This is a genomic window from Streptomyces sp. URMC 124, from assembly GCF_051386455.1.
GTDB lineage: Bacteria > Actinomycetota > Actinomycetes > Streptomycetales > Streptomycetaceae > Streptomyces.
This window is the reverse complement of the sequence record NZ_JBPQTS010000264.1, coordinates 1-4,862: the sequence shown is the minus strand read 5'-3', so window position 1 is coordinate 4,862 and position 4,862 is coordinate 1. Positions and strand designations below refer to the sequence as shown.

The following is a 4,862-nucleotide window of genomic DNA, read 5'->3' as shown; positions in this document are numbered from 1 at the left end:
CCCCCCCCCCCCCCCCCCTTCCGCTTCACGACGCACGACTTCACGACGCACGACGCCGTTCAGGCGTTGCGCACCGCATTGGCAAGAATGGCGTCCCGCAAGTAGACGGCCATGCCGGGCCGGATCGCCTCATAGGTGGCGGTGAACCGCTCGTCTGTGATGTACATCTCCGCGAGGTTGACGTGCATCTCGTAGTCGCAGGCGTAGTAGAAGCGCCGGATCTGCTGCCGGTGCTCCTCCGCCAGGTCCATGGCCTCCGGGGACTCCGGGGCCGCACCGGTGCCCATGAGCGCGGCGATGCGCTCGTTGAGGTCCTTCGCCTCGGCCTGGATCCGCAGCCAGTCGTCCTTCGTGTACGAGGCGGCCCGGCGCTGCGACTCGCGGTAGGCGTCCGTGCCGCCCCACCGCTGCCCGGCCTCCTCCGCGTGCGCGTCGGGGTCGAAGTCCCCGAACACCTCGAACTTCTCCTCCGGGGTGAGCCTGATCCCCATCTTCTTCGCCTCCATGGCGTGCTCCACGGCGGTGGCCATGCGCTGGAGCCGCTCGATCCGCTCGACGAGCAGGCCGTGCTGACGGCGCAGGTGGTCGACCGGGTCCGCGCCCGGGTCGTCCAGCAGCGCCGCCACCTCCTCCAGCGGGAAGCCGAGCTCCCGGTAGAACAGGATCTGCTGCAGCCGGTCGAGGTCGTCGTCCTCGTAGCGCCGGTGGCCCGCGTGGCTGCGGCCGCCGGGCGAGAGGAGCCCGATCTCGTCGTAGTGGTGCAGCGTCCGTACGGTCACCCCGGCGGTGGCGGCGACCTGTCCCACGGAGTAGCTCATCTCCGCTCCTTCTTCCTTTCCCGTTACGGGCTTGCGGGCTCCACGGTGCGTCCTCCCGTTACGTGAGGTGCAAGTCCGTATTGTCGCGATCATGGCCCTGCACCGAGGCGAGGAAGCACACGGCGCACGCGGCGCTCACGGCGCGCACGGCGCACGCTCCGCACGCCGCCGGCTGGCGGTGAACCCCTTCTTCTACGGCGAGGCCGACCCGGTCGGCGGGATGGCGGCCGAGCCGCCGCGCCACCGGCTGCCCGACGGGCCCATGGCCCCGCACGCCGCGTACCAGATCGTCCACGACGAGCTGATGCTCGACGGCAACGCCCGGCTCAACCTGGCGACCTTCGTCACCACCTGGATGGAACCCCAGGCGGCGGTGCTCATGGCCGAGTGCCGGGACAAGAACATGATCGACAAGGACGAGTACCCGCGCACCGCCGAGCTGGAGCAGCGCTGCGTGGCCATGCTCGCCGACCTCTGGCACGCGCCCGACCCGTCCGCGGCCACCGGCTGCTCGACCACCGGGTCGAGCGAGGCGTGCATGCTGGCGGGGCTGGCGTTCAAACGGCGCTGGGCCGCGCGCAACGCCTCCCGCTACCCCTCCGCCGACGCCCGGCCGAACCTGGTGATGGGCGCCAACGTCCAGGTCTGCTGGGAGAAGTTCTGCACCTTCTGGGAGGTCGAGGCCCGCCGGGTCCCGCTGGCGGGCGACCGCTTCCACATCGACCCCGGCGCCGCGGCGGCCCTCTGCGACGAGAACACCATCGGGGTGGTCACCGTCATGGGTTCGACGTTCGACGGCTCCTACGAGCCGGTGGCGGACGTCTGCACGGCCCTGGACGCGTTGCAGGAGCGTACGGGCCTGGACGTGCCCGTCCACGTGGACGGGGCGTCCGGCGCGATGATCGCCCCTTTCCTCGACCCGGAAGTGGTCTGGGACTTCCGCCTGCCGCGCGTCGCCTCGATCAACACCTCGGGCCACAAGTACGGCCTGGTGTACCCGGGCGTGGGCTGGGCCCTGTGGCGCGACCGCACCGCCCTCCCCGAAGAACTGGTCTTCCGCGTCAACTACCTGGGCGGCGACATGCCCACCTTCGCCCTCAACTTCTCCCGCCCCGGCGCCCAGGTGGCCGCCCAGTACTACACCTTCCTGCGGCTGGGCCGCGAGGGCTACCGCGCGGTGCAGCAGAACGGCCGCGACGTGGCGTGCCGCCTGTCCGGCATGATCGAGGAGACGGGCGACTTCCGCCTCCTCACCCGCGGCGACGAGCTCCCCGTCTTCGCCTTCACCACGGCGGACGGCATCGACGCGTACGACGTCTTCGACGTCTCCCGCCGCCTGCGCGAGCGCGGCTGGCTCGTCCCCGCCTACACCTTCCCGCCCGACCGCGAGGACCTGTCCGTCCTGCGCGTCGTCTGCCGCAACGGCTTCTCCCACGACCTGGCCGACCTGTTCATGGACGACCTCCGGGCCCTCCTCCCGGAACTCCGCCGCCAGCCGCGTCCGCTGGGCCGCCCGGAGACGGTGGCGACGGCGTTCCACCACTGAGGCGTGTCCGCCCCGGCACGGCCTAGCGGGGCGCGGCGTCCAGGAGGTTGGTGATGAGTTTGCGCAGCCGCCCCTCGATCACCGGCAGTACGCCGTGTACGAGCTGCGCGCCGTAAACGACGGCGGTCCCGGCGGGCGGCGCGCTGGTCCAGCGGGTGCGGGGGACGTGCCGCAGCGCGGCCAGGTCCTCCGGTGCGGCGTGGTGCGAGATCTCGCGGGCGAACCGGGTGCCCGGCAGGAAGCCGCTGCCCGGTCCGGCGGTGCGGTCGGTCCACAGGGCTTCGGAGGAGGAGGTGTCGACGAAGAACTCCCCGCCGCGCTCCGCTTCCTGGAGGTGGAAGGCCACCCGTGCGACCCGTTGCGGCCGCGCGCAGGGGTCTTCCACGCCGTGCAGGTGCGGCGCTATCTCGTCCCCGGGCCCGAGATCGTGGTAGTCCCAGGGCGTGGCTCCGGCGATGGAGGGGAAGACCCGCCGGATGGCCGGCAGGGCCCGCTCGACGGCGCCGTCGAGGATGTCCTGCACGTCGCCGGGCGGCGTCATGCCGTCGCTGGGGCGCGCGGGAGCCCATCCCGTCGCGTCGAGGTGCTCGTCCAGCGCCTTGATGACGTGGGAGGTCTCGTCGGGGGTGAGGAACCCCTCGATGGTGTGCACGGCCAGCGTCTCGGTCATGTGGATCACGTTGTGACTCACACCTCTCGCGGTGGTCGGCGTGGAGCGTTCCGTCGCTGCGCATTCCAGCGGCGCCGAGGTGAGGGGACAAGCAACGGGGCGTACCCCGCGGAAGCACGGGGGCGCCGGGGGCGCATGCGCAGGAGCGCCGGGGCGCACATGGGCGCTCCCGGCCCACGCTCGCACTGCGGCCGGGGCCCGTACCGACCGTCGGACGGGCCCTGGAGGCCTCAGAACAGCACGTCGGCGAGGCGGTCGATCTGGCCGGTGTCCGAGGACCAGCAGTAGAGCATCACCTCGTCGGCGCCGATGGCGCCGAACGCCTCGACCGCCTCGCGGATCGCCTCCGGCGTGGTGAGGACGCCGTTCGCCACGTGGTCCGCGCGGCCGCCGAAGTCGTAGTAGGCACGGATGGTGTGCCGGGCCTGCTCGACGGTGCTCTGCGGACCGAGGGCGACGTTCGCCTGGGCGACCAGGCGCGGCCGGCCGGGCCGGTCGTACTTCTCCCACACCGCCTCGGCGTCGCGGAACAGGGGTGCCATGTAGTGCGGCGGAAGCGCGGCGCCCAGGAAGCCGTCGCCGAACCGGCCGACCCGCTCGATCGCCGCCGGGCTGAAACCGCCGAACAGCACCTCGGGGCCGCCGGGCGTCGCGGGCACGGGACCGATGGGCCCGACGCCCTCACCGTACGGTTCGCCCGCCCAGGTCCTGCGCAGGGCGGTCATCTGCTCGTCCAGGCGGCGGCCCCGGCGGCGGATGTCGATGCCCGCGGCCAGGCAGTCGTCCTCCCGGCCGCCGACGCCGATGCCGAGCGTGAAGCGGCCGCCGGACATGCGGTCGAGCGTGGCGGTCTGCTTGGCGAGCATCGCGGTGCCGTGGTGGGGCGCGAGCAGCACCTCGGTCTGGACGCGGATGCGGGACGTGGCACCGGCCAGGGCGGCGAGGGCGACGAGCGGCTCGGGGTTGTCGAAGACGAGCCGGTCGAGGAGGCCGAGCGAGCTGAACGGGCCCGCGTCGGCGCGCCGGGCCCAGCTCGGCAGCAGGGCGGGGTCGTCGATGGGAAGGCCGAGACCGATCTTCATGAGAACTCTCCGGAGGGCATGCCGAATGCAGCTGCCGCCCCTCCGTGCACCGCGCGCTGTGCGCGGGCCCGCTCCCGTTCTACGGCTCGTTTTCCAGAGAGCATGATCTTCAGAGTGGGGCGACGGTAACGCGACCGCCCGGCCCCGGAACGGCAGGCCTACCAGGCGATGACGACGAGCCCGTCGCCGCCCTTGGTGCCGGCCGGGCCCGTCTCTCCCTTCGAACCGGGCTTCGAGTTCTGGTTCTCGGCAGTGGAGGAGATGGTGATGCCTACGATCCCGCCCATGCCCCCGCAGCCCACGTTTTTGCCCGGGGCGTACTTTCCTCCTCCGTTGCCGCCCTTGCCCACGCCTTCCGGCCGGTTGTAGGTCTTTCCGCCCGGCAGGGTGATGCTCGGAGTGGAGGCGGCAGGTCCGGTGCCGCCGGCAACGTACTTCGCCGGGCAGGACCTGGCGGGCGTGCCCTCGGGGACTGCCGCGCCGGCCCGGCCTGCCCTGCCCGCGCTTCCGGGGCCGCCGGTCGCGCCGACGGTGCACGAGCCGCCCCGCCACGTCGACACGTAAGGGAGCTTTTCGGCTCCCCCGGCAGCAGTGGTGGTTGCTCCGGGCCCACCCGTGGCGCCCTTCGAGGTGCCGCGTCCGCCCCCTCCGCCTCCTCCCCCTCCGGCTCCGCCGGCGGCAGGGCCGGACTGCCCGTAGATGCGGCTGTTCGGCGCGATCACCTCGGTGGATCTGCTGCTGGAGCC

4 protein-coding genes and 1 pseudogene are annotated in these 4,862 nt (G+C 72.6%); 1 reads left to right on the top strand and 4 read right to left on the bottom strand.

Features of this window, described 5'->3' with window-relative positions; all coding sequences use genetic code 11:
• Positions 1 to 59: 59 nt before the first annotated feature.
• A complete protein-coding gene (locus ACSNOG_RS31815; RefSeq protein ID WP_436756175.1) occupies positions 60 to 818 on the bottom strand; it encodes a MerR family transcriptional regulator in 759 nt (252 codons plus the stop codon).
• Positions 819 to 909: 91 nt separating this feature from the next.
• On the opposite strand from ACSNOG_RS31815, the gene ACSNOG_RS31810 reads away from it, so the two are divergent.
• A complete protein-coding gene (locus ACSNOG_RS31810) occupies positions 910 to 2,364 on the top strand; it encodes a glutamate decarboxylase (protein WP_436756174.1) in 1,455 nt (484 codons plus the stop codon).
• A gap of 22 nt (positions 2,365 to 2,386) precedes the next feature.
• Here ACSNOG_RS31810 and ACSNOG_RS31805 read toward each other — a convergent pair whose 3' ends face one another.
• The 3 genes and pseudogenes from ACSNOG_RS31805 to ACSNOG_RS31795 all read right to left on the bottom strand — a co-directional run.
• The gene (locus ACSNOG_RS31805) at positions 2,387 to 3,034 is read right to left on the bottom strand and encodes a hypothetical protein (protein ID WP_436756173.1); all 648 of its coding nucleotides are present in this window, start codon (positions 3,032 to 3,034) and stop codon (positions 2,387 to 2,389) included.
• Positions 3,035 to 3,264: 230 nt separating this feature from the next.
• The gene (locus tag ACSNOG_RS31800; RefSeq protein WP_436756172.1) at positions 3,265 to 4,116 is read right to left on the bottom strand and encodes an LLM class flavin-dependent oxidoreductase; all 852 of its coding nucleotides are present in this window, start codon (positions 4,114 to 4,116) and stop codon (positions 3,265 to 3,267) included.
• A gap of 158 nt (positions 4,117 to 4,274) precedes the next feature.
• Positions 4,275 to 4,862: pseudogene (locus tag ACSNOG_RS31795) on the bottom strand (hypothetical protein); the annotation flags it as partial.